This is a genomic window from Streptomyces sp. NPDC058195, from assembly GCF_042883525.1.
Lineage (GTDB): Bacteria > Actinomycetota > Actinomycetes > Streptomycetales > Streptomycetaceae > Streptomyces.
Genome location: NZ_JBHVVM010000086.1, coordinates 1 through 1,163, shown reverse-complemented (window position 1 = coordinate 1,163; position 1,163 = coordinate 1). Strand labels below are relative to the sequence as shown.

General features: G+C 42.6%; 2 protein-coding genes. Both read left to right on the top strand.

Features of this window, described 5'->3' with window-relative positions:
• A partial coding sequence (locus ACFVWY_RS35650; protein ID WP_389879057.1) for a hypothetical protein occupies window positions 1-662 on the top strand: 662 nt, incomplete at its 5' end.
• Window positions 663-1,163: hypothetical protein (locus ACFVWY_RS35645; protein ID WP_389879056.1), on the top strand; the 501-nt coding region annotated here is incomplete at its 3' end.

Here is a 1,163-nt window from a genome sequence, read left to right as displayed (position 1 = left end):
GGCGAAGAGTGGTTGAAGCTATTGATCGTTTCGGTGTCATCACGAGTGTTCAGCTTGAGCGCTTTCTAAAAGATATGGGAGTCATGACGATTTACCGCGCTCGGGCACAAGGCGAAGAATTGGGCTTTGTAGAAACGAAAGCATTTGGCCGCAGAAAGGTTCTTTGCATCACAAAAAGCGGATCAAAATTTATTGGTCATATCGGTACTGCTGCCGGTCTTAGCTATTCCACTTTGCAGCATGATCTGACAGTGAATGATGTGATTTTTAGTCTCTTAGAGCGATACGCAGCGAAAGGCACTGAATTTGGTTTCAAGACAGAAAGAGAATTGACGCGTGAATTGATTCTTTCGTTAAGTGTGGAGCAAGCTCGCAAGCCCAATGCTTTAAGACACATCGCACAGGAAGTCCCTGACTTTATCCTGGTGAATAGTGAGCGGCGTTTCGCTTTTGAAGTGGAATTGAGCCGGAAAACGAGTGCGAGAATCGAAAAGAAGATGCATCAATATAAAAAGTCCATTGAAAATGGCTTGTATGATCGCGTTTTTTATATCTGTAAGGAGGACGCAATCAAAAATCATATTCATGCGTTTGCTTCATCGGTTGGGGTCAATATTTCTTTTATAATGCTAGATGATCTTTTAACTAATGGGGAGGATTAAATGGATTTAAACTTTTCGAGTGACAAGAATCGGCCGCCAGATAACAATGGCAAGCCGGATTTCACTTCTTTACTTGGATATGGAGCTGTCATAGCTGCGGCTGCGGCTGCAGGTTTGGCGTTTCTTCCTTCGCTTGTTTTAGGATTGCTGATTTTTGGCTTTGTGTACGCACTAAAGCAGGCCTCCAAGTTGAAAATTGTATTTTGGCCGGCGGTTATAGCTTTAGGTTTGATGCTATATTTCGCAGGATGGCAGCAGTTGTTTCAATTCATACCGGTTTCTTTATCTATAGCCGGTATGGGTAGTCGATTAGATTATTTTGAGCAGCTAATAAATAACGGTCAACCGTTCCATCCGAGTTATCAGTCCTATATTGCTGTTGCGGCTCTTTCTCTTATTATTGCGCGGTTAACTCTGGCGGTATATGAGTTTTTCAAAGGAAAGATCGTAAAGCCGAAAGAGGATGTAATCGAAGAATACCGCAGTAGTAAGGACTATGAG